The following is a 26979-nucleotide window of genomic DNA, read 5'->3' on the forward strand; positions in this document are numbered from 1 at the left end:
GTCCTCTCAGATGGCGGGGAACAAAATGGGGAAGACGGGGATCAGGAACTGTAAGCGCTACCTGTGAGCATATCCGCGTATGCTCTTGCGATCTTTCCCCCGCCCCGTGACTCGCGAATCCATTGCCTCACCGACGACGCACGCGATTGGTACAACTCAGAGTCCGCAAGGAGCCCACAGATCTTCTGCGCTGCCTCCTGCGGACTCTCAACAACCCATTCTTCGGGATAAACGCTTCGTGCCCCGCCAAACGCTCGCGCCTCGGGCCAGTCTCTTACGATGGGAATTGCGCCTGATGCAGCCCCCTCGGCGACAGCCTCGTGAGTTCCCTCATGTCGTGACGCAGAAAGAACAAACCCCGCACGCCTAAAGACGCTGGGCATATCGTCACGCTGCCCAAGCAGCTCCACGGTTCCCGCATCGCGCAGGCCCTGGGCAACAATGCTTTCCCAGTCACGAGGCGCCTCCCCCGCTAACAGCAATCGAAACTCGGGTTGCGAGCGCAGCACTTCACGGAGAACTTCAAGTGCCCATGAAGGGTCTTTGACGGGTCGATTCCATCCCACCAATATCGCCGTTCTGTGCGCATCCTCAAGCTTGGGGAGGGTAAACCTATCCGTGTCCAAGGCGTTCGTGATGACACTCGTGCGGCTCGCCTCTAGGTCGGGGCGCAATTTCAGCAGAAGATTGCGCACGTGGTCAGCGACGAAGACCGTGTGGGTCAAGCGAGAAAAATCAATGAGCAACGGAAATGCGGTAAACGCCTCGAAACGGTGGAAACGGCCATAAACCGGGAGCTCGCCAAAGTCGGTTATCGACGCCCATACCAGAGCATGATGTCCCCATTCCACAAAAATCGCCTCGGCCCACTCGACGTCGGTACGCATCGACTCGGGCAGCGGGCGCGTCACTCCCGCAAGACGCGCCCGGATAAGTGAGTGCATTCGAAGGTCGTCAGCCTCTACATGCTCGGCAAGATCAACCCTCCGGCATTCGGCTATCCCGCGCTCTTCCAGCAGGGCGATCACCCGATCGACAAACGTAAACGACCGATGCGCGACGACCAGGAGACGTACAGGACGACCGGGAGGTGCTTGAGAACTCGTTCCACTTGAGTACAAGTTTTCCGACGGTTCCCCGAGCCGTCGGACTGCTTTCGATTCACGAAGAATCTGCGCGAACCGTAACGGATCATGACGGACTTCTACGTGATGGGTGAGCTCAAAAACTTTCACGAGAAAGCCCGTGGTCGAATCGAGGTCGCCTCTCGCGAAAGCTCGATCGGCAAAGCGCAGCAGGCGTCGGACCGTACGCTCTAATTCTCCGACCTGGCGGTCTCCGTGCGCGAGGCCGGCCCTCCTCGCGACGAATTCAAAACTCGCCCCGAGGGAGCCGGGAAGATGCGCACCAAGGCGTGCGAAGGCGGGCGGAATGCGCACCCGGGCCCCTACAGCTCGACCGTGCGACCTGCCGCCGCCGAGTCCAAAACTGCTTCCACGGCGCGGACCGTATTTAGGCCTTCGCGCATCGTCACGATGTTCGAGACGTCGCCGCGTACAGCGTCGCGGAAGGCTTCGTGTTCGGTCTTCAAAGGCTCCTTGCGGTTGAGAGCGTAGCGAACGGTATCACCCTCACTCACGCCGCGGAAGGAGGCAATCGCGTCCCATTCGTTTACGGTCTCGCCGTTGGCATGGAACGTGAGATCTGCGGTCAACGTGTCGCCAACGAGTGCGCCTTTTTCACCGGTCGCGATAGTCACGCGCTCTTTGAACGGCGATAGCCAATTTACGAGGTGGTTCGTAATGGTGCCATCGGCGAGGCGGCCCGCAATCGAGACCATATCCTCGTATTCGCGGCCGGACTTGCCGGTCGTCACAGCCGAGACCCGCGCAAAACTTGAGCGAGCAACGAATGCCGTGAGGTCGAGATCGTGAGTGGCGAGATCTTTCACGACCCCGACATCGGCAATTCGTGCTGGAAAAATCCCCTGGCGACGGGTAGAGATCTGATAAATATCGCCGAGCTGGCCATTTTCGATACGCTTGCGCATTTCCTGGAGAGCGGGGTTATAGCGTTCGATATAGCCCACCGCGCCCACAAGACCCTTTGATTCAAAGGCATTGGTGATTTCTTCAGCCTCGATGATGTCGAAAGCAAGCGGCTTTTCGACAAGCGTATGAACACCGGCCTCGGCGAGCGCGAGCGCTACGTCCCGGTGAAATGCAGTCGGCACTGCAACCACGCAGTAGTCGAGCCCAGCTTCGATAAGGGCTTCGACATTTGGCAAGACTTCGTAGCCGGGCGCGGCGCCATGCGGATCGCCTTGAGGATCCGCAACGGCCACGAGATCGACGCCTTCGAGAGCGCGAAGATTACGGGCATGATGACGGCCCATCATGCCGAGGCCAATAAGACCAGCGCGAAGATTTTTGCTCATCAGGCACCCGCTTTCGCAACGGCATTCACGGCCTCAACCACGCGCTCGCGATCCGCATCACTCACACTCGGATGAACCGGAAGTGAGAGCACTTCGCGCGCAGCTTTCTCCGTCACGGGGAGCTCAATGTCGCGGCGATCAAACGAGGCAAGGCGGTGCACGGGAGTCGGGTAGTACACGCCGCAGCCCACTGCATACTCCTCGCGAAGCGCCTGGGCAAAGCGGTCGCGCTCCTCTGCGCTGGCCCCATCAATACGAATCGTGTACTGGTGGTACACGTGGGTCGCTCCCTCGGCTACCTTGGGCACCACGACACCTTCGAGGTGTTCATCGAAGAATGCAGCTGTCTCCTGGCGGCGCTTCGTCCATGCCTCCAGCTTGGTGAGCTGAACACGGCCAATCGCGGCATGGATGTCGGTCATGCGGTTGTTGAAGCCAGCGACCTCGTTTGCGTACTGCTTCTCCATCCCCTGGTTACGGAACAGACGGATTCGACGTGCCGTCTCGGCATCCTCGCACGAGACCATGCCGCCCTCACCCGAGGTCATGTTCTTGGTCGGGTACAGCGAGAACATGCCCCAGCGACCGAACGTACCGACCTGCTTGCCGTTGAGAGTCGCGCCGTGGGCCTGCGCGGCATCTTCGCCAACCCACAGGCTGTGCTTCTTCGCGACTTCACAGATCTGCTCCATCGCGGCCGGATGACCGTAAAGGTGTACGGGCTGAATCGCCACCGTTCGCTCGGTAATCGCCGCTTCGATCTGCGCGGGGTCCATGCAGAATGAATCGAGATCGATATCGACGAAAACAGGCATCGCCCCGATCACGGCAACCGCATTAGCGGTCGCCGCAAAGGTGAAGGACGGAACAATAACCTCGTCACCGGGCTTGATACCCGAGGCGAGAAGACCGAGGTGCTGACCCGACGTGCCCGAGTTAACGGCAACGCACTCACGCCCACCGGCGAGCGCGCTCGAGAACTCCTTTTCGAAAGCCGCGACCTCGGGTCCCTGCGCGATCATGCCGGAAGCAAGTACGCGGTCAACCGCGGCACGCTCCTCCTCGCCGATGATCGGCTTCGCAGCAGGAATCAGATTGTATGACATGTGCAATGTCCTTCTTCTCAATCGATAAAACTATGCGGCATTTTCAAGCAGGGCGAGGCCACCGGTCACATCGTCTTCAACGTAGTGTTCGCCCGTCTCGGGACACACCCAGCCGCCGTCGGGGTCTGCTGCGAGGGGCTTACCTGACCTACCAACCCAACCAATGCGCTTCGCGGGCACCCCGGCAACGAGCGCGTGCGGTGGGACATCTTTAACGACGGTCGAGCCCGCGGCCACAAGCGCCCAGGCACCGATAGTGACAGGGGCCACGCAGACAGATCGTGCACCGATGGCGGCGCCCTTTTCGATCGTCACGCCCACCGGTTCCCAGTCGGATGCTCTCTTCGGGCTCAGATCCGGGTTGACTGCGCGCGGAAAATGATCGTTGGTAAGGACGACTGCGGGCCCGATGAACACCCCGTCACCAAGCACGGCAGGTTCATACACAAGGGCGTAGTTTTGCACTTTGCACCCCGCCCCCATTGTGACGCCGGAGCCGATATAAGCTCCGCGTCCGATGATGCAATTCTCACCAAGTGAGGCCCCCTCGCGAACCTGCGCGTAGTGCCAGACTGAGCTGCCTTCGCCGACACTCGCCTCAGGTGAAACGTCCGCCCCCTCTGCGAGCCGGTAGTTACGCTCTGTGCTCATGCCCCCACCTTGCCACCCGTAAAGCAATGTTGGCGGGACTCCCGCAGCTTTTTGCCTTTTTCGTACGCAAGATCGCGCAATTCTGTTTGATACCTCACCATTTTTTCGCGGATTTCTCGCGCAAAATCCGAGTCTCCGGAACTCAGAATTCGCGCTGCGAGGAGCCCGGCGTTGGCAGCGCCACCGATCGATACGGTTGCGACGGGCACTCCCTTCGGCATTTGCACGATCGACAAGAGTGAGTCCATGCCGTCGAGGTGCCGCAGCGGAACGGGAACGCCAATCACAGGAAGGGGGGTAAGGGCGGCGAGCATTCCCGGCAGGTGTGCGGCTCCGCCTGCACCGGCAATGATCGCACGCAGGCCGCGCTCGTGCGCGGATCGTCCGTACTGGATCATGTCTTCAGGCATGCGGTGAGCGCTCACGACCTCGACCTCGCACGGGATGTCGAAATGGGCGAGCTGCTCTTCGGCGTCTTTCATCACGGGGTAGTCCGAATCGGACCCCATGACGATACCGACCAGGGGCTTCTTACTCATGTGCTATTCCTTTGATTCGTCGCCGGTCACGATGGTGTGCGCTGCGGCGCGGGCCCGGCGCTCTGTCTCCTCGAGATCGGCTCCAAGAGCGGTCACGTGCCCAAGTTTGCGGCCTGCGCGAACGCTCTTGCCGTACAGATGCAGCTTGATTCCGGGATCCTTCGCGAGAGCCTCTCGTGCACCTTCGGCGAGGTTTTCGCGGGTGCTGCCGAGAGTGTTGACCATGACGGTCCACGCAGCGGTGGGGGTGGTGTCTCCGAGTGGGAGGTCTGCGACGGCGCGCAGATGCTGCTCAAATTGGCTCGTGACACACCCGTCCATGCTCCAGTGCCCCGTATTGTGGGGCCGCATCGCGAGTTCGTTGACGGCAATGCGACCATCCGGGTACTCGAACAGTTCGACAGCGAGCATTCCCACGACCTCGAGGTCGCTCGCGATATTTGCGGCGAGGGTGCGTGCTCGCTCGGCGACTTCCGCTGCGAGGTTCGGTGCGGGCGCGCTCACGCGAAAGCACACCCCGTCTTTTTGCTCGGATTCAGTCACGGGGTAGGTGGCGATCTCACCACCGGGACGCCTCGCCACTTGCGCTGAGAGTTCGCGGACGAAGGGGACGCGTTCCTCGGCGAGTAGCGGCTGTCCTCTTTCGAGCCACTCGCGGGCGTCCTCGAGTGCCTCCACCCGCATCACTCCGTGACCGTCGTAACCGCCGCGTGCGGTCTTCAGGATGAGGTCTCCCCCGCTCTCATGGAGGGCGGCTTCGAGATCAGCTTCGGTCTCGACGCGCCACCACTGGGGGCATGGATGGCCAAGTTCGCTGAGGCGCGCACGCATGGCGAGCTTGTCCTGTGCGTATACGAGCGCGTTGGGGCCCGGACGCACCACCACCCCTTCATGCTCGAGCGCGTGAAGGAGGCCGGTAGGGACGTGTTCGTGGTCGAAGGTCACGACGTCAACGCTCCTCGCGAAGGCCGTGACTGCCTCGGGGTCGTCGTGACGCCCGAGCATGACGTGGGTGCTCACGCGCGCCGCGGACTCGTCCGGGGTAGTCGCGAGGACATGCAAGTCGAGGTCGAGTTCGATTGCGGCGGGGATCATCATGCGCGCGAGCTGTCCACCACCGATCACGCCAATACGCGGCGAGCGCGCGCCTTCCACATGTGATGAGCTGGACTTGCGGGCGGGTTGAGTACTCACGCCGCTAGTGTAGTGCGCCGTCCGCGCTCGCGTCCCCGGCACGCTGGGTGGAACGTGCATCGGTGGGCAATGCCTCAAGAGCGTGCGCCGCGGAGGCAGCGGCTTCTCGTTGGTGTCGCTCGGCGCGTCGCTTGTCCCGCCGCGCCACGAGCCCGTGGGCCTTGGCGGGGTCCGACGGCTGCTGATCTTCTGTATCTGCGAGCTCGGGATCCTCGGGAGCGGGCGCCGTCGAGAGGAAGATGCCAAAGCGCGCGGGGCGCTCATCAATGAGCTCGAGTCGACCGCCGTCGTCTTCGACGAGGGTGCGGGCAAGGGCAAGGCCGACGCCCGTTCCACGCGAGTCTTTGCCTGAGACGGAGCGTTCGAAAATTCGCTGGCCCAGAGCCGGATCGATGCCGGCGCCTTCGTCGACGACCTCGATGACGGTTGATTGCTCGTTACGACGTACCTTCACGCGGGTCGTTCCCCCGCCGTGGGCGAGGGAGTTCTCGATCAACGTGGCGATCACTTGAGTGAGCGGCCCATGCGAGGCCCATACGGCTGCGGCGTGCGGGACCTGGATTCGCAGTTCGCGACCTGCGCCACGGAAGGCGTGCTTCCATTCTTCGGCCTGCTGTACGAGGACTTGGCGGAGATCGACGACCCCGGGAGTGCGGCGCTGGGAGGAACGGGGGGCGTTGATGAGGTCATGGACGACCTGGGTGAGGCGGTCAACCTGTTCGAGGGACACGCGCGCTTCCTCGCGGACCCATTCTTCCGAGCTCGTTGCGAGAATTTCGTCGAGCCTCATGGACAGGGCCGTGAGCGGTGTGCGCAGTTGGTGGGAAGCGTCGGAGGCGAGTGCCGATTCCGCCTCGAGCCTTTCGGTGAGCATCGCGCCGGAGCGGGTGAGTTCGACCGCTACGGTGTCAATTTCGGCGATCCCGCTCGGCTTCCACTCCGAGCGGCTCCTACCGCTGCCAAGTTCTTCAGCGCGCCTCGTGAGGCGAACGAGTGGCGCGGAAAGCCTCTGCGCTTGCCACAGCGCGACCGACACGCCGATTGCAATCGCGCTTATCGCGGCAACGATGATGAGCACCCACGCGCTTGCCGTGTGCGCTCGGACATCGGATTGGGGAATGCGCACGGTCACGATCTGGCCGTTGACGCCCTGTGCCGACTGTTGGAGAGCATCGGCGCCTGCGTCTTCGCCTGCTTCGAGTTCCGTGTTTTGATACGTGACCGCAATTTGCACGTCGAGGTTCACAACCTGATCGACGGTCTCTTGAAGCATTGTTTCGTCGATCGGGAGCCCCTCGTTGAGGCGGTGATCCGTTTCAGAAATGACGTCTTGAAGAAGGGTGCCGGCCTGCGCGGAGAGGTTGTCCCGTACGGCTGTCAGCCACGCCGCACCCAGGGGGATGCCAAGCAGGAGGACCGCAAGAAGCACGGTCATGAGGGTGGCCTGGAGAACTCGAAGTTGCATGGTGTGCGCCTAGCGCGCCTTAGTGGGCGTCGGTGTCTTCGAAGCGGAAACCCACGCCACGAATGGTGGTGATGCGCTTGGGACTTGTCGCGTCATCGCCAAGTTTGCGGCGCAGCCACGAGATGTGCATGTCGAGCGTTTTCGTGGAGCCCCACCATTCGGCGCCCCACACCTCCCGCATGAGGTCGTCGCGAGTGACGACGCTTCCTGCTTCGCGCATGAGCACCGCGAGAAGATCGAACTCTTTAGCACTGAGGGAGAGCTCCTCGCCGTCGACGTATACGCGGCGCGCGGATGGATCGAGGCTCACCCCGTTGATGTCGTACACGTTCGAGCTCGTGTCTTCTGCGACCTGGGTCCGCCGAAGGAGGGCTCGGATACGGGCCTGGAGCTCACCGAGACGGAAGGGCTTAGTCACGTAATCGTCGGCGCCAGCGTCGAGACCCACAACCGCGTCGACCTCGTCGGCCCGCGCGGTGAGAATGAGAACGGGGGCCTCGAGACCACCTTTGCGGAGCCTCCTGCATACTTCGAGGCCGTCGATGTCGGGTAGGCCCAGATCGAGAATCACGAAGTCGATGTGGTCCTCGCTCGCGGCGATGGTCAGGGCGTCAATTCCTCTCGACGCTCTCACAACGGAGTAGCCTTCGCGGTCGAGGGCTCGCGAGAGGGGCTCTGCGATCGCCGAATCGTCTTCAACGAGAAGTAGTCGTGTCACGAAGTCATCCTTACCCGAGTGCGTGTGTCCCCGCTGTGAGAAGCGCAGACCTTCAAGCGACTCTCTACTCTCTCACGAGTGACGCTCGATGAGCGAGGCCGCAGCTCGTTCGACCCTCACAATGGCGGTCTCGCCGATCCCGTGAAGCTCCTCTGTCCATTCGGCTACGCGCGTAAATCCGCCGGGGAAGGCGCGGTCGACCAGATCCGCCGTCTCGCCGTCGATCACGACCGCGCCCGGTTCGGCGATACCTTCGAGCCTCGCTGCGAGATTCACTTTGGGGCCGAACACATCCCCGTAGCGGGAGAACATGTTTCCCCACGCAAGGCCCACGCGCACGTTGGGGAGCGACGGCTGGCGCTTAATGTTTTCCGAAATCGACAGCGCGATTCTGACGCCGTCCTCCGGGGTATCGGCGAGGAACATGACTTCGTCGCCCACCGTCTTGACGACGCGCCCGCCACCGTCGGAAATGACGTCGCGTGTGAGGTTCTCGAAATCCCTGATGACCCCGGCAAGCTCGATGCCGTCAATCGATTGGGCGAGACGCGTGAACTGGACGAGGTCCGCGAAGCCAACGGCGCGCGGGAGCGGGAGAGAATCGTCGTCCCATTCACTCGTCGAGGTACGCAGGATCTCCGCACCGGCACGCGCTGTGTAGGCCGACATTTGCCGGCGGAACACGTGGATCGCTTGGTGCTCGAAGATTTCGACGAACTGCGGAACGCTCTCGAGCATGCGCATACGCGCCTCGGTGTCGCTCATGCCGTGGCGTTGCTTGGCATCGTCCACGAGTGCTTCGGTGAGCCACATCGCGAGGCGTCCCATATGAAAGCCGAGCCCGCGAACAATCGTGACAAATGCGTCGTCGCTCAAGGTGCCGTCGTTGACGAGAGCGGCGAGGTCGGCGATCGCTTCGGCATCGTCTTCGGTGAAGACGGTCGTGTCGAAGGCGACGTTGGAAAACCCGAGTCCCCGCCAATAGTCGGTACTGAGTTGCCGGTCGACGTTGAAGTCTTCTTCGAGATCCCGCCTGGAGTATTCGCGTTCGCCGTCGAGGAGGGACCGCTCGAGTGCACCGATGGCGCCGCGCACGCGCGCGAAGCGTTCGTTGAGCTCATTCGGCACGGCGTCGCCTGCGACATGCGCGTTGGGCTCCTCACGATCGTGAACGGTACTCATCGGGTCCTTTCGTTCTGTCCTCGAATCCCGCATCTCCTGGTGCTCACACTTGCTTCGGCCGCGCCAGATGGACGTCGGCGGCATCGAGAGCGTGGTGACCTCGATCGGCATTGTGGACGAGCAGCCTGCCCACTGGATCGATGCCGAGCGCCCTCGCGCTATAGGTGGCACCCGCCGGTGTCGTCACAACAACCGACGACCCCACAGTGAGGCAGTTCACAGCATACCGCCTCTGCAGGTGTCTGAAGTCCTCTCCGCCGTGATCGACAAGTGCGAAAATGCGCGCGATTTTTCGCGCGAGCACGGCGCCAAACTCGCAGCGCCCATCTGCATCGGCGAGAACTCCACCGTACAAAGCATCCATGCTCGCAAGCGTCTGCGCCTTCTCCAATCCCTCGCGCCCCCGTTCAATCTCCCCCACGAGATTGACGCCAACTCCCGCGAGAAGACGCCCACGGTCAAGACGAACGAGAATTCCCGCGATCTTCTCGCCTGAGAGCGAGAGAATGTCGTTTGGCCACTTCACGCGGGGCAATACGGCCCCGGGGGCCACTTCAGCGCACGCATCGAGAACGGCGAGGGCCACGGCGAGCGGGTACCAGCCTCGGCGCTCGGGGCCCGGCAGCGGCCACGCGAGTGTGAGCGCTAGGGATTCTCCCGGCCGGTTCTGCCAGCGCCGCCCTTGCCGCCCATGCCCGGCGCGCTGATCGAGAGTCATGAGAGCGAACGGCGCTTCGAGCGTGTCGTAGGGCGGCTCGGTGAGAATGTCGAGGGTTGAGGTGCAGGAGTCCACGTAGTCGATACGCATATGCTCACTCACGGCCTTTCACTCCCTCTTCGCTGCCTCGCTTTTCCACTATGGCGTACACTCACGAGAGCAATTGTGCCAGGCCACGACGGAGCAGGAGTGGGAGTGAACGAGACCCCGAGGCGGTCCACGACCGCCGAGAGACTTGACGAACTTCGGTCCCGCGAGAATGCGGCCGTCACGGAGGCGGGGGCCGCAGCGATCAAGAAGCAGCACGCGCGCGGCAAGAAAACCGCCCGCGAGCGCATCGAGGAACTCCTCGATGCGGGATCGTTTGTCGAGACCGATCGCTTCGTGCGCCACCAAAGCCACAATTTTGGGCTCGAGAATAAACGTATCGATGGCGATGGAATCATCACGGGGTACGGGACGATCGATGGCCGCCAAGTGTGCGTGTATTCGCAGGATTTCACTGTTCTCGGTGGCTCACTCGGCGAGGCACACGGAAAGAAGATCCAGAAGATTCAAGACCTCGCGCTGTCCACCGGCGTTCCGATTATCGGGATCCTCGACGGCGGTGGCGCGCGCATCCAGGAAGGCGTTGCGTCACTCGCGGCCTTCGCGGGAATTTTCCGGCGGAACACGCGTGCTTCGGGCGTTATCCCCCAGATTTCTCTGATCATGGGGCCCGCGGCTGGCGGCGCCGTTTACTCACCTGCGCTCACGGACATCATCGTGATGGTGGAGAAGTCCTCGCACATGTTCATTACGGGTCCCGACGTCATCAAAACCGTCACCGGCGAGAGCGTGGGCTTCGAGGAGCTTGGCGGGGCTCGCACGCACTCGAGCACGTCCGGAGTCGCGCACTACATGGCGAGCGATGAGTCAGACGCACTCGACTACGTTCGAGACCTTCTCTCGTATCTTCCGGCGAACACACTTACTGAGGCCCCCGTCTATCCCGACGAATCGGATCTCGAACCGAGAGCGGAAGACCGCGCCCTCGATCGCCTCGTCCCCGATTCCCCGAATCAGCCCTACGACATGCTCAGCGTGGTCGAGGCGGTCCTCGACGACGAGTTCCTCGAGATCCACGGGAATTTCGCGAAAAACGTCATCGTGGGTTTCGGGCGAGTCGAAGGGCACAGCGTCGGCATCGTCGCGAATCAGCCTTCGCAACTCGCAGGCACGCTCGATATCGATGCGAGCGAGAAAGCCGCACGCTTCGTTCGACTATGCGATTCCTTCAACATTCCGGTACTGACGTTCGTGGATGTGCCGGGTTTCCTCCCGGGAACGGGCCAGGAGTATGGCGGCATCATTCGCCGCGGTGCGAAACTTCTGTACGCGTACGCTGAGGCGACCGTCCCGCTCATTACCGTCATCACCCGCAAGGCGTACGGCGGCGCGTACATCGTGATGGGCTCGAAGGAGCTCGGTGCCGATATCAATCTCGCGTGGCCAACCGCTCAAATAGCGGTCATGGGCGCGCAGGGGGCGGTCAATATCCTTCACCGAAAGGAACTCAAAGCAGCCGGCGAAGCAGGCGAGGACGCCGAGGCGCTTCGCGCACAGTTCCAAACCGAGTACGAAGAGACCTTCGCAAATCCCTATGTGGCCGCTGAGCGAGGCCTTCTCGACGGCGTGATCCAACCTCACGAGACTCGCGAGGCGATCACACGGGCGCTCAGGGCACTGCGGACCAAGCGTGACGCCATGCCCACAAAGAAACACGGGAACATTCCGCTGTGAGCGCTCACGAGCAGCTGAACCCTCCCTCATTCCCCGGAAGCGACGGAGCAGAGCCTCGCCCGAGCGTCGAACTTGTCTCGGGCCGCCTTACCGAGGAAGAAATCGCCGCCATTTCGGTGGCGGTCGCGGCGATGAGCGCGATTTCGCGAGAAGAGGCGCACCAGCGTGAAATCGCCGAGCGCGCAGGAGGCTCATCCTCGGCATGGAATTCTCCCGTGCGCACCCACAGATCGGCTCACTCCCTCCGCGCGAGCGCGGGCCAAAGCTCCTGGATTTTCTCCCAGCGCTGACTCACGTGACTACAGTGGTGCCATGACAACGAAGCGCACCCCTAGCCCTACCGATCACGTCGCGAATGATTTTGTTGAGCGCTCGATCGCTTTGAGCCCCATGACCGCCACGAGCCTCGGCGTCCCCGGCCAGGACCATCTCATGGACGACCTGTCCCCAGAAGGTCTTGAGAAAGGTGCTTCACTGACGCGCGAGACGCTCGCCGCCCTTGACGGCGTTGAGCGTGAGCATCCTGGCGACGATGTCGATCACGTGACGCGCGCAGCCATGCGGGAGCGCCTCGGCCTCGAGCTCGAGCATCACGACGCGCTCCTCACGCATGCGACCGTGAACAACATCGCCTCCCCCGTTCAAGGGATCCGCAGCATTTTTGACATGATGCCGAACGAAAGCGCCGAGGATTGGGACACGATCAGCGAGCGCCTCGCACGCGTGCCGGCGGCCGTCGAGGGCTACGCCGAATCGCTCCGATACGCCGCGTCGAAGGGGGTTCTCGCGGCAAAGCGCCAGCAGCTCATTGGCGCGGAACAGTCACGCTCCTTTACGAAGGCCGACGGTTTCTTCCCCTCCCTCGTCACCAAATCCGGCCTTGAGGGCCCGGCCCGCGAGAAGCTTGAACAGAATGTGAACCTCGCGTGCGAGGCCTATACGAAACTCGCAGAGGTGTTTGAGGAGCTTGCGGAGAACGCTCCCGAGAAGGACGCCGTCGGCCGCGAGGCCTACCAGCTCGGTTCGCGCACGTTCCTCGGCGAAGAGATCGACGTCGAGGAGGCATACGAGTTCGGTGTTGAGGAACTCACGCGCCTGATCGACGAACAGAAGCAGGTAGCCTCGCGCCTGAATGCGCATTACGGCAATGGCGGCGGCGATTCTATCGATGCCGCGATGGCCTCCCTAAATGCCGATGAGTCGCTCGTTCTTCACGGCACCGACAACCTCAAGGCGTGGATGCAGGAGCTTTCCGACGCGGCGATTCGTGATCTTGCCGGGACGCACTTTGATATTCCGGAGGAGCTCACGCGCCTGGAATGCATGATCGCTGAAACGGGCGCGGGCGGCATCTACTACACCGGCCCGAGCGAGGACTTCTCGCGCCCCGGTCGCATGTGGTGGGACACCCCCGCCGGAGTTGACACGTTCCGCACGTGGAGCGAAACCACAACCGTGTACCACGAGGGCGTGCCCGGGCATCACCTCCAGGTGGGCACGCAGCAGCTTCAAGCAGAGCGCCTGAACCGCTGGCGTGCGTCGTTCATGTGGGTGTCGGGCCACGGCGAAGGCTGGGCGCTGTACGCAGAGCGGCTCATGGAGGAGCTCGGCTATCTCACAACCGACGGAGAAAAGCTCGGCATGCTCATGGAGCAGCGCATGCGCGCCGGCCGCGTCGTCCTCGATATCGGTCTTCACAACGAACTTCCCGTTCCTGAACAGTTTGGTGGCGGGCAGTGGACTTACGAGCGCGGTTGGGACTTCGTCCGCGAACACTGGCGCATGGAAGAGCCGATTCAGCGCTTCGAGTATCACCGCTACCTCGGTTGGGCCGGCCAGGCCCCGAGCTACAAGCTCGGCCAGCGAGTCTGGGAGCAGTTGCGCGACGAGGCTCTCGCGCGCGGCACGTCTCTTCGCGACTTCCATCGCGAAGCGCTCGAGCTCGGCAGCCTGCCCCTTTCGGTGCTGCGCTCCGCTCTTTCGGCTCCCCACGGCAGCGGGGTCGGTGCATGAACAGCGGGCTCCCCGGGGTGGGCGAAGGGGCCGACGACCGCCAAGCAACCGTCGGAACCCCACTTCACGAACCGCTCCTGCTCCTGGCCTCCCAGTCTGCCGGACGTAAGGCCGTGCTGACGCGTGCCGGGATCGAGTTCACGACCCTGCCCGCGGATGTGGACGAGGAAGCTGTTCTCGCCGCGGCACTCGAGTCCTCGGGCGAGCTGGCCTTCGAGGATCAAGTGCTGACACTCGCCAGAGCGAAGGCCGAAGCGTCGTGCGCGGCGAGCGAAGGTGGGTATGTCGTTCTCGGCGGCGACTCGATGCTCGAGATCGATGGCGCCCTCGTAGGCAAACCCCGCACGGCAGATGCCGCACGCGAGAGGTGGCGGGAGATGCGAGGAAAGAGGGCGCGACTTCATTCGGGGCACTGGCTCATCGATGATCGCGACCCGCTGGATGGCGGAACCGGGGCGACGTTCGGCAATACGGCATCGACAGATGTCTATTTTGCCGAGCTTTCCGATGCCGAGATCGACGCGTACGTGTCGACGGGCGAACCGCTGTGGGTTGCGGGCGCCTTCACGATCGACGGGTACGGCGGCCCCTTCATTGAACGCATCGAGGGCGATCACCACGCGGTCATCGGTCTGTCGCTTCCGCTTCTTCGCCGGATGCTCGCGGAGATTTCTCTCCCGATCACTGACCTTTGGCGTCCAACGTCCTCGTCGTAAAGCTCTTTCGTCTACGGGCGGTATATGCTCGGAAGGTTGCTGAGCACTTCGCCCGACACCTGAAAAGGATCCCGAATGCCTAAGCCCGCGCTCCATCGACCGTTCCGCACGGTTCTCATTGCCAATCGTGGTGAGATCGCCGTACGCATTGCCCGTGCCTGCCGCGACGCCGGGCTGCGATCGATCGCCGTGTATTCCGACTCGGATCGCGACGCTCTGCACACGCGCGTCGCTGACGAGGCCTACGCCCTCGGCGGAGCGAGCGCCGCGCAGAGCTATCTCGTGATCGACAAGCTTCTCGACATCGCGCAGCGAAGCGGCGCTGAAGCAATCCACCCGGGCTACGGGTTCCTGTCGGAGCGTGCGGACTTCGCGCAAGCCGTGATTGACGCTGGCCTCGTGTGGATCGGCCCCAGCCCCGAGGCCATCGAGAAGCTCGGCGACAAGGTCTCCGCACGCCATATTGCCCAGGCGGCAGGAGCGCCGCTCGTTGCGGGCACCAAGGATCCCGTCAAAGATTCGGGCGAAGTGGTCGCCTTTGCCAAGGAGCACGGCCTCCCAATCGCCATCAAGGCGGCATTCGGCGGGGGCGGGCGCGGTTTGAAAGTCGCGCGTGAGCTCAGTGAGGTGCGCGAGCTCTTCGACTCCGCGACTCGCGAGGCAATCGCATCGTTCGGCCGTGGAGAATGCTTTGTTGAGCGCTACCTCGACGCACCGCGCCACGTGGAAACGCAGTGCCTCGCCGATAGCCACGGCAACGTCCAGGTCGTCTCTACCAGGGACTGCTCGCTCCAACGACGCCACCAGAAACTCGTCGAGGAGGCGCCTGCACCATTCTTGAGCGACGAGCAACACGCGCGCCTTGTCGAATCGTCGAAAGCGATTTTGAAGGAAGCCCACTACGTGGGGGCAGGCACGTGCGAGTTTCTCGTGGGCCAGGACGGCACCATCTCGTTCCTCGAAGTCAACACGCGCCTCCAGGTTGAGCATCCCGTGACCGAAGAGGTCACGGGAGTCGACCTTGTGCGCGAACAGTTCCGCATCGCCGCGGGCGAGAAAATTTCCCCCGTGGATCCTCAGACCCGCGGACACTCCTTTGAGTTCCGCATCAACGGCGAAGACGCGGGGCGAGGATTCCTCCCCTCCCCCGGGCCCGTCAAGCTTTTTGAACCGCCCCTCGGCCCGGGCGTGCGCGTGGACTCGGGCGTGCGCACGGGTGACTCGATTTCCGGCTATTTCGACTCCATGCTCGCGAAGCTCATCGTGACCGGTGCGACCCGCGAGGAGGCGCTCGAGCGCTCACGTCGTGCCCTCGCCGAGTTCCGTATCGACGGCATTCCCACCGTCATGCCCTTCCACCGACTCGTCGTCGACGATCCAGCATTCGCACCGAGCGATCCGGATACTCCCTTCGCCGTGCACACGCGCTGGATTGAGACGGAATTCTCGGGTGACATCACCCCCTCCGCTCTCCCGAACGCCACGGACGACGTCGAGGATCGCGAGGACGTCATCGTCGAGATCGACGGGCGCAAGGTCGAGATCTCGCTTCCCGCGTCTCTGCGCGCGCCTCGTGCAGCCACTCCCCAGCGCCGCAAGCGTCGCACGAGCAGCGCCCGGAGTACCTCGGCCGGCGGCCATGCGGTGAGCGCACCCATGCAGGGAACCATCGTCAAGATCGCCGTCGAGGAGGGGCAAACCGTCGCCGACGGTGACCTCATCCTCGTCCTTGAGGCGATGAAAATGGAGCAGCCGATCCTTGCGCACCGGAGCGGAATTGTGACGAACCTCGACGCGGAGATCGGCGCCACGGTTTCCGCGGGTGCGCAACTCTGCTCGATCGAAGATTAGGCGGTCCCGCGCGGGTAGGCTTGTCGCATGACTGACAATGCACACATGACACCCGACCCGTACCTCCTCGCCAAGGACGCGGCAAACGTCCTGCGCGAGGCCTCCGGCATCGAGCGGATTGACATTGCCGTGACGCTCGGATCCGGCTGGTCCGGGGCAGCCGAGCTCCTCGGCACGGAACTGTTCAGCACTCCCGCCGACGCGATCCCCGGTTTCCAGAAGCCCTCGGTCAAAGGTCACGTCGGGACCCTCCGCATCTTTGAGATTTCCGGCGGGGCCCGCGTACTCGTGCTCGGTGCCCGCACCCACTATTACGAGGGCCACGGCGTAAGCGCCACGGTTCACGGCGTGCGCACCGCTGCCGAATTCGGCGCGACGACGCTCGTGCTGACCAACGGCTGCGGCGGCCTGAACGAACAGTGGAAGCCGGGTAGTCCCGTGCTCATCACCGATCACATCAACTTCACGGGTGACAGCCCGATCACGGGTGCGACCTTCGTCGACCAAACCGACATCTACACACCGCGCTTGCGCGAGATCGCGAAGTCAATCGATCCGGGCCTCGACGAAGGCATCTACATGCAATTTCGCGGACCGTTCTACGAGTCCCCCGCAGAGGTCCAGATGGCGCGCGTTCTCGGTGCGAGCCTCGTGGGCATGTCGACCGTGCTCGAGGCCATGGCTGCGCGCGAAGCAGGCCTCGACGTGCTCGGCTTCTCGCTCGTGACAAACCTTGCCGCGGGGATCTCCCCCACGCCGCTCAACCACGAAGAAGTCGTTGAGGCAGGGCACGCTGCGGCTCCGCGCCTCGCGAAGCTTTTGTCCAGCACCATTCACGCCATCGCAAAGGAGAGCGACCGATGAGCGCGCTCGAGCCAAACCTTGCTTCCCGCGCGCGTGCATGGATGGAGGATGACCCGAACCAGAGCACGCGCGAGGAACTCAAGCATCGCATTGCCGCTGCTGAGGAGGGCAACGAGGCCGAACTCGCCGAACTCGAAGGAGCCTTCGCCGGAACTCTCCAGTTCGGCACCGCCGGTCTTCGAGGTGCGATGGGCCCCGGCCCGAACCGCATGAATGTTGCGGTCGTGTCGCGCGCCGCGGCAGGCATCGGCGCCTACCTCAGCGATGTCGTTGGGAAGGCACGCATCGTGATTGGCTACGACGCGCGCTACAACTCCCGCACGTTTGCCGAAACGAGCGCCGCTATCCTCACCGCTGCCGGCCACGAGGTCATCCTGATGCCCCACCACTGGCCAACTCCCGTGCTCGCGCACGCCGTGCGTGCGAAGAGTGCAGATTGCGGCATCATGGTGACGGCTTCCCATAACCCCGCACGGGACAACGGCTACAAGGTCTACCTGGGTGGCCGCGCCGCAAGTGAAGACGGCAACGGCGTGCAGATCGTCCCGCCGGCCGACGCGGATATCGCCGCGAAAATCGCCTCCGTGGGAGCGGTGCGCGACATTCCCCTCGCCGAAAGCGGGTGGGAGACGATGCCCGAATCCTTCGTCGACGAGTACGTCGAGGCTATCCTCCCGATTATTGAGCGAAGCGACGCGACCGATACGGGTGCGGCTCGCGCCGCACGTGCGAACCTGCGCATCGTCCACACGGCCATGCACGGCGTCGGTAGCGCGACGATGCTCTCCGCCTTCGAGAGCGCTGGCTTCACGGATGTCCACAGCGTGAAGGAGCAGCAAGAGCCAGATCCCGACTTTCCGACCGTTCCCTTCCCGAACCCGGAGGAAAAGGGGGCGATCGATCTCGCGGCAAAACTCGCCGAACAGGTCGAGGCAGATCTGGTCATTGCGAACGATCCCGACGCGGATCGCTGTGCCGCCGCCATTTATGACCCGCGCCGCGAGGTGTGGCGCATGCTGCACGGCGATGAGCTGGGACTGCTTCTCGCGACCTACATTGCGGACCACCGCGAGGTCGAGGGGGCATTCGCGAACTCGATCGTGAGTTCACGCTCCCTCGGGGCGCTCGCGAAAGCTCGCGGATACGCGAGCACCCAGACCCTCACGGGCTTCAAATGGATCGCCCGCGCACACAACATTGCGTTCGGGTACGAAGAAGCGATTGGCTACTGCGTGCTCCCCGATGTCGTCAAGGATAAGGACGGCATGTCGGCGGCTCTCGCGATCGCCGAGCTCGCCGCCCTCACGAAAGCACACGGCGCGAGCCTAGTCGATCTCCTTGACGACCTTGCGCGCGAATGCGGGCTCTACCTCACCTCGCAGCTTTCGATCCGGGTGAGCAACCTCGACCGCATCGGCGAGATGATGACCACCCTCCGCACGACTCCCCCGAGCGCGCTCGCGAACTCGCCTGTGGTCGATGTCCGCGATCTCGCCGAGGGGTCGCTCGAGACCACGGGCCTGCCGCCCACAAACGGCATGTTCCTGCTTGCCGAGGACGACTCGCGTGTGATCGTGCGCCCGTCGGGAACCGAGCCGAAGCTCAAGGCCTACCTCGAGGTCGTCAGTCCTATCGCGGCAGACGCGAGCTTTAACGACCTCTCGGCCGCACGTGAACGCGCGGCCGAGAAGCTCGAACTTATGAAGAAGGAGCTCAGCGAGCTCCTTGGCGCCTAGAGCCTAGGAACGCGCCTCTAGCTCATCGAGGATCGCCGCGGAACCGGACAGGCCGAGCCTGTTTGCGCCCGCGGCGATCATCTCTTTCGCGGCTTCGAGTGTGCGGATGCCACCCGAGGCCTTCACGCCGAAGTCTTCACCCACGGTTTCGCGCATGAGCGCGACGGCGTGGGCGCTCGCACCGCCGGCGGGATGGAAGCCCGTGGAGGTCTTAACGAAATCGGCGCCCGCGCGCTTAGCCGCCTCGCATGAGGCAACAATCTGCTCATCGTTGAGCGCTGCGGACTCGATGATGACCTTGAGAATGACGGGCCTCGGCGCGGCCTCGCGCACAGCGCGGATCTCCTGCTCAGTGAAGTCGCTGTCGCCCGCGATAGCGCGACCCACGTTGATGACCATGTCGATCTCTTCGGCCCCCTTCTTGACCGAATCGGCGGCCTCGTAGGCCTTCACTTCGGGCGCTACCTGCCCCGAAGGAAAACCGCACACGGTCGCGACGTGGACGCTCGTCTCGATCGGGAGCATCGATGGCGACACGCAAATCGAGTAGGTGCCAAGCTTCTCAGCCTCGCGCGCGAGAGCCGCGGCGTCGGCCGGAGTCGACTCGGGCTTGAGGAGCGTGTGGTCGATCATCGCGGCCAGCTCGTCGTAGGACACGGTGGTGTTGTCGTTGTGATTTGTCATGCGTTCATTCTCCCACGCGCCGACCGGGGCTCTCTCAAAGCCGATGGGCATAGGATGAGGTTCCGTGAGTCATCCCCCAATTTCCCAAAGCCCCGCCTCGATGCATCGCCCACGCACCGGCGCGCCCGCGCGCCGCATCGTCCTTCTCTCCGGCCCTTCGGGAAGCGGCAAGGGGCGCCTTGCGGAGCACTCAGGCTTGCCCGTACTCAATCTCGATGACTTCTACCGCGACGGCGATGAAGAAGGTCTACCCTCCGCCTTTGGGATCGTGGACTGGGACGATCCGGCCTCGTGGCGCGCAGGCGACGCTCTCGCAGCCCTTGAAACCCTCTGCTACGAGGGAGCGGTCGAGGTTCCCACGTATTCGATTTCGCAGTCCCGGCGCACGGGCACCCGCATCTTTAGTGCGGAGGAATCTCCGCTTGCCATTGCCGAAGGCATTTTCGCAGCCGAACTCGTCACCGCCCTCGCCGAGCGCGGACTTCTCGCGGATGCGATCGTCCTCGATCGTCCCGCCGCCCTCGTTTTCGCCTTGCGCTTCGTGCGCGACGTTCGCCAGGCGCGCAAGCCGATCCCCACTCTCGTTCGCCGCGGTCTCGCACTCGCCCGTTCCCAGGGTCGAGATGTCGACGCATGGGCGGGAGCCGGGATGCGCCGCCTCGCACTCAGGCCGGCCCTCGCCCGCCTTGGCGGGCTTGAATGCCTGTGGGAGGCCGACGCTCGCTCAGCAACCGTCGAACCCGCGCGCTCGCGCGAGGCACCGCCCACAATCACGGTGTCTGCCGTGTGCTTCTACGGCAAGTCCCAAGGCGAGTGGCAGGTCCTCGGCGTCCGCAAGCGCGGGACAGAGAAGTTCATGCAGCCGGGCGGAAAACCCGAAGCGGGCGAAACTCCACTCGACTGCGCGGTGCGGGAGATTCACGAGGAGCTCAATCTCCGCCTCGATCCGGAAAAACTCACGCACCTTGGGCATTTTCAAACCGCCGCTGCGAACGAAGCCGGTACTCTCCTCATTTCCGATGTCTTCCTCGCGCCCGAAGTTGCGAGCCCCGAGGAGTTCACCGCGCACGCAGAGATCGAAGAGGTGCGGTGGTTTCCGATCCACCCCCAGCCGGGCGAGGCGCACCTCCTTGCCCCGCTGTTTCGCGACGAAGTGCTTCCGCGCTTACGCGCGAAACTCAACGCCGCACGCTGAGCAGCGAAAGGGGCAGGGCCCCATTCGCTCTTTAGGCGATCCGGTCGAGCACGAGTGATCCGCGCTCGAAATTCTCGACGTCCTCGATGCACCACGCGCCTTCGATCGCTTCGAGGGAGCGCGCAAAACGATCCTCGGTATCGGTGAGGAGCGTCGCGAGAACTTCGCCCTTCGTAACGCGATCGCCAACGGTCTTGTTGAGGCGCACGCCCGCGCCGAACTGGACGGCTTCGCCGGGCCGCGAACGGCCAGCACCGAGGCGCCAACCGGCAACGCCGACCTTCATGGCATCGAGGCCGGTTACACAGCCGTCGGACTGCGCGATGACCTCGTGGCTGTGCTTCGCGACGGGGAGTGCGGCGTCGGGGTCGCCGCCCTGAGCGCGAATCATGGCCTTCCACGTGTCCATCGCGCGGCCATCCTTGAGCGCGGCGTCGACGTCAACGTCCGTGACACCCGCTGCGGCAAGCATTTCGGTCGCGAGGGCAACGGTGAGTTCAACGACGTCTGCCGGGCCACCGCCGGCGAGAACCTCGACGCTTTCCTCGACCTCGATTGCGTTGCCGACCGCGCGCCCGAGCGGGACGGACATGTCGGTCAGGAGCGCGACGGTATTGACGCCCGCATCGGAGCCAAGATCGACCATCGTGCGGGCGAGCTCCCGCGCCATCGACTCGTCTTCCATGAACGCGCCCGAGCCGGTCTTCACGTCAAGCACAAGGGAGGCGGTGCCTTCGGCGATCTTCTTGCTCATGATCGAGCTCGCGATGAGGGGAATGCAGTTCACGGTCCCCGTCACATCACGCAGCGCATAGAGCTTCTTATCGGCGGGGGCTAGGCCGCTTCCCGCCGCGCACACGACCGCACCAACGGTCTCGAGCTGGCGCATCATTTCATCGTTCGTGAGATTTGCGCGCCAACCGGGGATCGACTCGAGTTTGTCGAGCGTACCTCCCGTGTGGCCGAGACCGCGGCCGCTGAGCTGCGGAACAGCCACCCCGAAGGAGGCGACAAGCGGAGCGAGCGGAAGGGTGATCTTATCCCCCACGCCACCCGTGGAATGCTTATCGGTCGTCGTCTTCGACAGGGCGTCGAAGCTCATCCGCTCGCCCGAAGCGATCATGGCCTTCGTCCACAGCGCAATCTCTTCGCGGTTCATTCCGTTGAGGAAGATCGCCATCGCGAGCGCACTCATCTGCTCCTCGGCAATCACACCGCGCGTGTACGCATCGATCGTCCAGGCGATTTGCTCGGGCGTGAGCTCGCGCTTGTCTCGCTTGGCGTGGATGACATCAACCGCATCAAATGCTTCAGCCATGGGGTGTCCTTTCGACTGTGTCAATTGAGAAAATGCGCCTACGCCTCGGGCGCGGCAGCATCGAGATCGGCGGGGCCGAACGATTGGGGAAGCATCTCGTCGAGGCTCGCCTCCCCTTTCGGCGTCAGGATCGTGAAGTCGCTCGCCGCGTGTTCGGCGAGAAGTTGCCGGCAGCGGCCGCACGGCATGATGACCTCGCCGAGCCGGTTGACGCACACGAACGCACGGATCTTCCCGCCACCGCTCGCCATGAGCTCTGAGAGCATGCCGCATTCGGCGCAGAGCGTCACACCATAACCGGCGTTCTCGACATTGCACCCGCGTACGATGCGCCCGTCGTCCACGAGCCCCGCGGCCCCCACGGGATAGTGCGAATACGGGACGTAGGCGCGGGCAGCGACCGCGCGCGCGGCTTCAAGCAAAGGTTCGAAGTCGGTCATCGCCGAGGCTCCTACTGCTTGATGTACGGCTCGCCATCGGCAGCGGGCACGCGAACCCGCCCCACGAAACCGGCGACCGCGAACAGCGTCACGACGTACGGCAGCATCGCGAGGAACTCCGAGGGCACGGTGGCCTTGTGAAGGTCCGGCGGAAGAGAACTCGAGAGAATGCCGAGGTTCTGTTGGAGGGCAGTCGCGAACGCGAAGAAGAGCGCCGCACACATTGCTCCAACGGGGTGGTAGCGGCCGAGGATCATGGCGGCGAGAGCGATATAGCCCTTGCCCGCGCTCATTTCCTTCGCGAACGCCACGTTCGTGCCAATGGTGAGGGTCGCGCCGCCGAGGCCGGCGACGGCCGAGCCCAGGAGAACATTGCTCCAGCGCGTGCGCGCAACGTTAATGCCCACGGTGTCGGCGGCGAGGGGGTGCTCGCCAACGGCACGTACGCGAAGACCCCAGCGGGTCCAGAAAAGCGCGGTCGTGAGGATGGCAACGATGACCCACATGAGGTACACGAGAATGTTCTGGTCAAAGAGCGCGGGGCCGATCACGGGGATATCGGCGAGAACGGGAACGCGGAGGTTCGGCAGCCGCATGGGGGTGTTGAAGTGTTCCGGATCCTGCTTCATAAGCGTTCCAAACAGGAAGCCCGTGAGGCCGATCGCGAGCACATTCAGCACCACACCGACGATAATTTGCTGCACGTGGTAACCAACCGCAAAGAGCGCGAGCAGTGCACCGATCAGGAGCGCGACGATCGGCGCGGCGATCATGCCGATCCACGGGCTACCCGTCATCGAGCCTACGAGCGCGGCGCCGAACGCGCCGAGTAGCAGCTGGCCCTCGATCGCGATGTTGACGACGCCCGCCCGCTCCGACAGCACGCCCGAAAGCGCACCGAACACGAGCGGAACCGCGAGGGCAAGAGTCGCCTGGAGGAGGTAGCCGAGGTCGAGTGCCTGACCCGCGACGGCCCACACAAGGAAGTCAAAGGCCCACAAAACTCCGAAGAGAACCTGCAGGAGCGCTTTCGTGCCGCGCGGCCACGCGAGGTTTTTCGCCTGCACGATCCACGCAAGGACCGCGAGGGCGACGAGAACGAGGCCCAACACCAGCGAGGTTGCTTGCGCGGGCATCGAAATTTTCTGTGGCACCCCCATGTCGGTAAACATCGACTCGCGGGCGATTGCGAATGTCGAGTCGTGCCCGGGGACCGCCCCGAGGCAAAACCCTGCGAGGGCCACGAGCGCAAAGACGCTCAGGGCAACGGGCATGTGCCACCAGTTCGGGAGACGCCCCTTGACGGTGTCGAGAACGACGACGTCGTCCGTGGGAAGGGCGCGGGGATCCTGAACGCTCATCTCATGCCTCCTTTGAAGCGTCGGCGGAGTCGGCTGCGGGTGCGCTTGCCCGGTGGCTGCCGGCTGCGGCGGGGGTTACGGTTCCGACGGTTGCCGTGGAGGCGTCGGATTCCTCCGTCGCGGGAGCGGCACTACCCGCCGGTGTGTCGTCGTCCTTTTTGTCTCGCGCAAGGAACGAGAGACCGGTGAGGGTCCTCACGAGCGGTGGCGCGGCGATGAAGAGCACGACGAGCGCCTGGACGATGCTCACGAGGTCGATCGGGACTCCCTGGTTCGACTCCATGAACCGACCACCCACGCCGAGGGCCGCGAAGAGAAGACCCGCAAGGAGGATCCCGATGGGGCCCGAGCGGCCGAGGAGCGCAACCGTGATCGCGTCGAAGCCGACGTTGCCGGCGATTCCGCTCGTGAGGCGGTGCTCGGTGCCGAGCAAGTGAACGGAGCCGGCCAGACCCACGAGTGCGCCGGCGACGACCATAACGAGGAAGCTCGTCGTGCCGACCTTGATGCCCGCGACTTGCGCGGCGCGGGGGTTTTCACCGACGGTCCGGAACTTGAAGCCGAGCGAGCTGCGCGTGAGCAGCCACCACATGAACACGCCTGCGAGGAGCATGATGAAGATACCGGCGTGCAGACGGTAACCGGAGATGAGAACGGGAAGCTGTGCATTCACGGCGACGTTCGGCGAGATGGGCTGCGACGAGTTCGCTGCGGTGAAGGCCTTCGTCGTCAGGAGGAAGCCGAGAAGCGAGACCGCGATCCAGTTGAGCATGATGGTCGAGATGACCTCGTTCGCCTCGAATCGCGCTTTGAGGAAGCCCGCAATGCCGCCCCACACCGCACCTGCGAGTGCACCGACCGCAAGCGCGACAATGAGGTGGACGACAGGCGGAAGGAACGTCCACGTGAATCCGACGTATCCGGCCATTGCAGCACCGATGAGGAGCTGACCGGTGCCGCCGATGTTGAACATGCCCGCCCTGAAACCCACGGCCATGCCGTAGGCGGCGATGATCAGCGGAGTCGCGACTGTCAGTGTCTCGAACAGAGGGCGCCACATGAGGGCGGTCGTACGCGCGTTGTAGTCGAAGATAGCGCCGCGGAACATCGCCTCGTACGCCCCGGCGATCGCTGCCCACGAGGCCCCAAAGAAATCGCTCGGGCGCGCGAAGACATAGCCGAAGGACTCACGTACATCTTCATTGGCGATCAAGATGAGAACGCTACCGATGATCGCGGCAATGATGAACGCACCGATGACGACCGAGACTTCGCTGCGGCCAATCCGCTGGGCGAGGGTGCGACTCGACGCGGTGTTTTTCTCGCTCACGAGAGCTCTCCTTCCTCGGTCAGGGCGCTCTCACTCAGCGTTCCCGTTCCGTTAGCGACGGCCTCGCGAGCCGCCTCGGCGGTGTACCCGGCCATCATGAGGCCCAGCACTTCGCGGCTTTCGTTTCCAGGCACAATCCCGAGGATCTCACCGCGGTACATCACTGCGATGCGGTCGGCAAGCTGGCACACCTCGTCGAGTTCGGTCGACACGATGATGACCGGGGTTCCCTTGTCTCGTTCGAGAACGATGCGCTTGTGAAGGAACTCGATCGAGCCGACGTCGACGCCGCGTGTGGGCTGAGAGGCGATAAAGAGCGAAAGGTCTCGCGAAAGCGCGCGGCTCATGACGACCTTCTGCTGGTTGCCACCCGAGAGGGAGCCAACGGGAAGGTCAATTCCGGCCGTGCGAATGTCGAATTCCTTGACCTGGCTTTCGGCGTGCGTGCGGATCGTGCTCGGGTGAAGGGAGATTACCGAGCCGAAAGGCCTGCGGTCGTGTTGGTCGAGAACAAGATTCTCAGCGACCGAGAACGACTTCATGAGGGCGTCCTCGGTGCGGTCCTCGGGAACAAATCCGACGCCTTCGTCCAGGATCCGTTTCGTGCTGAGGCCCACGAGATCGGTGCCGTTCAGGACGGCGTGACCGCTCACGTTCTCCTGAAGGCCGAGGAGAGCTTCGGTGAGTTCCGTCTGGCCATTGCCCTGAACACCCGCGACACCGAGGATTTCTCCCTCGTGGACGTCAAAGCTCACGGAGTTCAAAAGCTTGAGCCCCTGCGAGTCCGTGACCGTGAGGTTCTCAACTCTGAGGGCCGCCTCGCCGCCCTTCGGCTCAGACTTCGCAAAGTCGAGGGCCACCGGACGGCCCACCATCAAGTTTGCAAGTTCGGTTTGCGGCGCGCTTGGATCGGCTGCGCCCACGACCTTGCCGCGTCGAATGACCGTGATGCGGTCCGCGACTGCCTTAACCTCGCGCAGTTTGTGGGTGATGAACACGATCGATGTGCCCTCATCCTTCAACTGACGCATGATCTGCATGAGCTCATCGGTTTCCTGCGGCGTGAGCACCGCCGTGGGCTCGTCGAGAACAAGAACCTCGGCGCGGCGCGAAAGCGCCTTGATGATCTCGACTCGCTGCTGCGCACCGACGGGGAGATCTTCGACCTTTGCGTCCGGGTCGATGTCGAAGCCGAAGCGCTTGGAGATTTCGCGCACCTTCGCGCGTGCTTGGTCGAGGTCGAGGAAGGCGCCCTTCGTAGGCTCGTGGCCGAGCGCCACGTTTTCCGCAACGGTGAAGACCGGGATGAGCATGAAGTGCTGGTGCACCATGCCGATACCGGCGGCCATAGCATCTCCGGGGCCCGCGAAATGCACGGGCTGATCATCGATAAGAATCTGGCCGCCGTCGGGCTGATAGAGCCCGTACAGAACGTTCATGAGGGTGGACTTACCCGCGCCGTTTTCGCCGAGGAGCGAATGAATTTCGCCCTCGTTGATGACCAGGTCAATGTGGTCATTGGCTACGAGCGAGCCGAACACCTTCGTGATGCCTCGCAGTTCGAGTTTCACGAGCGCTGCCTTCCGTGAGTCACACGGACCCCGCGGGCCCGAGGGGGTGTGGATTCGAGTATAAGGGGGATGGGCGTGCTGGCGGCCCCCTCCCGCGGGAGGGGGCCG

25 protein-coding genes are annotated in these 26979 nt (G+C 63.5%); 9 read left to right on the plus strand and 16 right to left on the minus strand.

Features of this window, described 5'->3' with window-relative positions:
• Positions 1–41 precede the first annotated feature (41 nt).
• Positions 42–944 carry a glycosyltransferase family 4 protein gene (locus tag HMPREF3157_RS10005; RefSeq protein WP_141740672.1) on the minus strand — a complete coding sequence of 301 codons (903 nt, stop codon included), beginning with the start codon at positions 942–944 and terminating at the stop codon, positions 42–44.
• A gap of 249 nt (positions 945–1193) precedes the next feature.
• On the opposite strand from HMPREF3157_RS10005, the gene HMPREF3157_RS10875 reads away from it, so the two are divergent.
• Positions 1194–1319, plus strand: a complete 126-nt coding sequence (locus HMPREF3157_RS10875; RefSeq protein WP_255348415.1) for a hypothetical protein — start codon at positions 1194–1196, stop codon at positions 1317–1319.
• A gap of 128 nt (positions 1320–1447) precedes the next feature.
• On the opposite strand, the gene HMPREF3157_RS10010 is transcribed toward HMPREF3157_RS10875, so the two are convergent.
• From HMPREF3157_RS10010 to HMPREF3157_RS10050, 9 genes are all read right to left on the minus strand, one after another.
• Positions 1448–2437: a Gfo/Idh/MocA family protein gene (locus HMPREF3157_RS10010; protein WP_016665030.1), complete on the minus strand. Its 990-nt coding sequence runs from the start codon at positions 2435–2437 to the stop codon at positions 1448–1450.
• Entirely contained in the window at positions 2437–3543 is a 1107-nt protein-coding gene (locus HMPREF3157_RS10015; RefSeq protein ID WP_016665031.1) for a DegT/DnrJ/EryC1/StrS family aminotransferase, read from the minus strand. The genes HMPREF3157_RS10010 and HMPREF3157_RS10015 overlap by 1 nt, the downstream gene beginning before the upstream one ends.
• 30 nt (positions 3544–3573) lie before the next feature.
• Complete coding sequence (locus HMPREF3157_RS10020; RefSeq protein WP_016665032.1) at positions 3574–4194, minus strand: acyltransferase; 621 nt, start codon at positions 4192–4194, stop codon at positions 3574–3576.
• Positions 4191–4733, minus strand: a complete 543-nt coding sequence (gene purE, locus HMPREF3157_RS10025) for a 5-(carboxyamino)imidazole ribonucleotide mutase (protein ID WP_070436240.1) — start codon at positions 4731–4733, stop codon at positions 4191–4193. Before purE ends, HMPREF3157_RS10020 begins: the two co-directional genes overlap by 4 nt.
• 3 nt (positions 4734–4736) lie before the next feature.
• Positions 4737–5987 carry a 5-(carboxyamino)imidazole ribonucleotide synthase gene (locus tag HMPREF3157_RS10030; protein ID WP_083288155.1) on the minus strand — a complete coding sequence of 417 codons (1251 nt, stop codon included), beginning with the start codon at positions 5985–5987 and terminating at the stop codon, positions 4737–4739.
• Positions 5932–7392: a sensor histidine kinase gene (locus HMPREF3157_RS10035; protein ID WP_070436241.1), complete on the minus strand. Its 1461-nt coding sequence runs from the start codon at positions 7390–7392 to the stop codon at positions 5932–5934. Before HMPREF3157_RS10035 ends, HMPREF3157_RS10030 begins: the two co-directional genes overlap by 56 nt.
• A gap of 19 nt (positions 7393–7411) precedes the next feature.
• Complete coding sequence (locus HMPREF3157_RS10040) at positions 7412–8110, minus strand: response regulator transcription factor (RefSeq protein WP_016665036.1); 699 nt, start codon at positions 8108–8110, stop codon at positions 7412–7414.
• Between the two features lie 72 nt (positions 8111–8182).
• Positions 8183–9292: an adenylate/guanylate cyclase domain-containing protein gene (locus HMPREF3157_RS10045; RefSeq protein ID WP_070436242.1), complete on the minus strand. Its 1110-nt coding sequence runs from the start codon at positions 9290–9292 to the stop codon at positions 8183–8185.
• A gap of 43 nt (positions 9293–9335) precedes the next feature.
• On the minus strand, positions 9336–10112 hold the full coding sequence (locus HMPREF3157_RS10050; protein WP_141740674.1) for a biotin--[acetyl-CoA-carboxylase] ligase: 777 nt from the start codon (positions 10110–10112) through the stop codon (positions 9336–9338).
• Positions 10113–10205: 93 nt separating this feature from the next.
• Between HMPREF3157_RS10050 and HMPREF3157_RS10055 the strand changes: the two genes are divergently transcribed.
• The 7 genes from HMPREF3157_RS10055 to HMPREF3157_RS10085 all read left to right on the plus strand — a co-directional run bounded on the left by HMPREF3157_RS10055 (position 10206) and on the right by HMPREF3157_RS10085 (position 18972).
• Entirely contained in the window at positions 10206–11792 is a 1587-nt protein-coding gene (locus HMPREF3157_RS10055; RefSeq protein ID WP_016665039.1) for an acyl-CoA carboxylase subunit beta, read from the plus strand.
• Positions 11789–12082, plus strand: a complete 294-nt coding sequence (locus HMPREF3157_RS10060) for an acyl-CoA carboxylase epsilon subunit (RefSeq protein ID WP_016665040.1) — start codon at positions 11789–11791, stop codon at positions 12080–12082. The genes HMPREF3157_RS10055 and HMPREF3157_RS10060 overlap by 4 nt, the downstream gene beginning before the upstream one ends.
• A 22-nt stretch (positions 12083–12104) precedes the next feature.
• Positions 12105–13805, plus strand: a complete 1701-nt coding sequence (locus HMPREF3157_RS10065; protein ID WP_070436243.1) for a DUF885 domain-containing protein — start codon at positions 12105–12107, stop codon at positions 13803–13805.
• A complete protein-coding gene (locus HMPREF3157_RS10070; protein WP_083288156.1) occupies positions 13802–14521 on the plus strand; it encodes a Maf family protein in 720 nt (239 codons plus the stop codon). Before HMPREF3157_RS10065 ends, HMPREF3157_RS10070 begins: the two co-directional genes overlap by 4 nt.
• Positions 14522–14596: 75 nt before the next feature.
• Entirely contained in the window at positions 14597–16372 is a 1776-nt protein-coding gene (locus HMPREF3157_RS10075; RefSeq protein ID WP_016665042.1) for an acetyl/propionyl/methylcrotonyl-CoA carboxylase subunit alpha, read from the plus strand.
• Positions 16373–16399: 27 nt separating this feature from the next.
• Positions 16400–17236, plus strand: a complete 837-nt coding sequence (locus HMPREF3157_RS10080) for a purine-nucleoside phosphorylase (RefSeq protein WP_016665043.1) — start codon at positions 16400–16402, stop codon at positions 17234–17236.
• Positions 17233–18972: a phospho-sugar mutase gene (locus tag HMPREF3157_RS10085; RefSeq protein ID WP_070436244.1), complete on the plus strand. Its 1740-nt coding sequence runs from the start codon at positions 17233–17235 to the stop codon at positions 18970–18972. The genes HMPREF3157_RS10080 and HMPREF3157_RS10085 overlap by 4 nt, the downstream gene beginning before the upstream one ends.
• A gap of 3 nt (positions 18973–18975) precedes the next feature.
• Here the strand turns inward: HMPREF3157_RS10085 and deoC are convergent, their stop codons facing one another.
• The gene (gene deoC / locus HMPREF3157_RS10090) at positions 18976–19656 is read right to left on the minus strand and encodes a deoxyribose-phosphate aldolase (RefSeq protein ID WP_070436298.1); all 681 of its coding nucleotides are present in this window, start codon (positions 19654–19656) and stop codon (positions 18976–18978) included.
• Positions 19657–19720: 64 nt separating this feature from the next.
• Here deoC and HMPREF3157_RS10095 point away from each other — a divergent pair, with 64 nt between their 5' ends.
• On the plus strand, positions 19721–20851 hold the full coding sequence (locus tag HMPREF3157_RS10095; protein ID WP_016665046.1) for an NUDIX domain-containing protein: 1131 nt from the start codon (positions 19721–19723) through the stop codon (positions 20849–20851).
• Between the two features lie 31 nt (positions 20852–20882).
• On the opposite strand, the gene HMPREF3157_RS10100 is transcribed toward HMPREF3157_RS10095, so the two are convergent.
• From HMPREF3157_RS10100 to HMPREF3157_RS10120, 5 genes are read right to left on the minus strand one after another with little or no spacing between them, the layout of a single operon-like run.
• A complete protein-coding gene (locus HMPREF3157_RS10100) occupies positions 20883–22169 on the minus strand; it encodes a thymidine phosphorylase (RefSeq protein ID WP_016665047.1) in 1287 nt (428 codons plus the stop codon).
• Between the two features lie 38 nt (positions 22170–22207).
• A complete protein-coding gene (locus HMPREF3157_RS10105) occupies positions 22208–22609 on the minus strand; it encodes a cytidine deaminase (protein ID WP_070436245.1) in 402 nt (133 codons plus the stop codon).
• A gap of 11 nt (positions 22610–22620) precedes the next feature.
• Positions 22621–23970, minus strand: coding sequence for an ABC transporter permease (locus HMPREF3157_RS10110; protein WP_016665049.1), 1350 nt, complete (start codon positions 23968–23970; stop codon positions 22621–22623).
• A 1-nt stretch (position 23971) separates the two neighbouring features.
• A complete protein-coding gene (locus tag HMPREF3157_RS10115; protein ID WP_034374002.1) occupies positions 23972–25300 on the minus strand; it encodes an ABC transporter permease in 1329 nt (442 codons plus the stop codon).
• Positions 25297–26871 carry an ABC transporter ATP-binding protein gene (locus HMPREF3157_RS10120; protein WP_070436246.1) on the minus strand — a complete coding sequence of 525 codons (1575 nt, stop codon included), beginning with the start codon at positions 26869–26871 and terminating at the stop codon, positions 25297–25299. Before HMPREF3157_RS10120 ends, HMPREF3157_RS10115 begins: the two co-directional genes overlap by 4 nt.
• Positions 26872–26979: the final 108 nt, after the last annotated feature.

Source organism: Dermabacter sp. HMSC06F07 (assembly GCF_001807345.1).
Taxonomy (GTDB): Bacteria; Actinomycetota; Actinomycetes; order Actinomycetales; family Dermabacteraceae; genus Dermabacter; species Dermabacter hominis.

Coding starts and splice junctions, on each gene's coding strand:
- HMPREF3157_RS10045 (WP_070436242.1), bottom strand. CDS start 9,292: ATGAGTACCGTTCACGATCGTGAGGAGCCCAACGCGCATGTCGCAGGC.
- HMPREF3157_RS10010 (WP_016665030.1), bottom strand. CDS start 2,437: ATGAGCAAAAATCTTCGCGCTGGTCTTATTGGCCTCGGCATGATGGGC.
- HMPREF3157_RS10015 (WP_016665031.1), bottom strand. CDS start 3,543: ATGTCATACAATCTGATTCCTGCTGCGAAGCCGATCATCGGCGAGGAG.
- HMPREF3157_RS10030 (WP_083288155.1), bottom strand. CDS start 5,987: ATGCACGTTCCACCCAGCGTGCCGGGGACGCGAGCGCGGACGGCGCAC.
- HMPREF3157_RS10035 (WP_070436241.1), bottom strand. CDS start 7,392: ATGCAACTTCGAGTTCTCCAGGCCACCCTCATGACCGTGCTTCTTGCG.
- purE (WP_070436240.1), bottom strand. CDS start 4,733: ATGAGTAAGAAGCCCCTGGTCGGTATCGTCATGGGGTCCGATTCGGAC.
- HMPREF3157_RS10065 (WP_070436243.1), top strand. CDS start 12,105: ATGACAACGAAGCGCACCCCTAGCCCTACCGATCACGTCGCGAATGAT.
- HMPREF3157_RS10005 (WP_141740672.1), bottom strand. CDS start 944: ATGCACTCACTTATCCGGGCGCGTCTTGCGGGAGTGACGCGCCCGCTG.
- HMPREF3157_RS10085 (WP_070436244.1), top strand. CDS start 17,233: ATGAGCGCGCTCGAGCCAAACCTTGCTTCCCGCGCGCGTGCATGGATG.
- HMPREF3157_RS10075 (WP_016665042.1), top strand. CDS start 14,597: ATGCCTAAGCCCGCGCTCCATCGACCGTTCCGCACGGTTCTCATTGCC.
- deoC (WP_070436298.1), bottom strand. CDS start 19,656: ATGACAAATCACAACGACAACACCACCGTGTCCTACGACGAGCTGGCC.
- HMPREF3157_RS10110 (WP_016665049.1), bottom strand. CDS start 23,970: ATGAGCGTTCAGGATCCCCGCGCCCTTCCCACGGACGACGTCGTCGTT.
- HMPREF3157_RS10080 (WP_016665043.1), top strand. CDS start 16,400: ATGACTGACAATGCACACATGACACCCGACCCGTACCTCCTCGCCAAG.
- HMPREF3157_RS10020 (WP_016665032.1), bottom strand. CDS start 4,194: ATGAGCACAGAGCGTAACTACCGGCTCGCAGAGGGGGCGGACGTTTCA.
- HMPREF3157_RS10100 (WP_016665047.1), bottom strand. CDS start 22,169: ATGGCTGAAGCATTTGATGCGGTTGATGTCATCCACGCCAAGCGAGAC.
- HMPREF3157_RS10070 (WP_083288156.1), top strand. CDS start 13,802: ATGAACAGCGGGCTCCCCGGGGTGGGCGAAGGGGCCGACGACCGCCAA.
- HMPREF3157_RS10875 (WP_255348415.1), top strand. CDS start 1,194: ATGACGGACTTCTACGTGATGGGTGAGCTCAAAAACTTTCACGAGAAA.
- HMPREF3157_RS10105 (WP_070436245.1), bottom strand. CDS start 22,609: ATGACCGACTTCGAACCTTTGCTTGAAGCCGCGCGCGCGGTCGCTGCC.